Below are 366 nucleotides of genomic sequence, written 5' to 3'. Positions count from 1 at the left end.
CGCAATATCAGGTGACACTTTTCAGTGTCACCTGATACCATTTAACCTTCTATATTCAATTTACGACTGCCATGAGCTATACGATAGAAATATTTGCCAATCCCTTGCCACAAGAAAGACAACGAGCATTGGCCGAAGCTGCGCATATCAAAGAAGACTATCTGCAAGAAAGCGGCAAGATACATCCGTCCCTGCGTAAATTGCACGTCCAACTTGTGAAGCAATATCCCTGTTTGTCAAGCTATGATGAAGATGATCAGGATAGAGATGACTGCCCATGGTCAGATGGTCCACTGATCAATAATTTTGGTTCGCAAATGGCGATGTTGGGTATCAGCAATCATCAGGATGAAGTATTGGCTTACG

Annotated in this window: 1 protein-coding gene; it reads left to right on the top strand. The window is 43.2% G+C overall.

All coding sequences use genetic code 11. The annotated features are described in order from the left end of the window. Window positions 1-71: 71 nt before the first annotated feature. The coding region (locus tag ACO0LH_RS21160) for a hypothetical protein (RefSeq protein WP_422943121.1) at window positions 72-366 on the top strand (295 nt) is incomplete at its 3' end.

The organism is Undibacterium sp. TJN19, from assembly GCF_049339485.1.
Taxonomy (GTDB): domain Bacteria; phylum Pseudomonadota; class Gammaproteobacteria; order Burkholderiales; family Burkholderiaceae_D; genus Undibacterium.
This window is presented reverse-complemented; position numbering and strand designations above follow the sequence as displayed.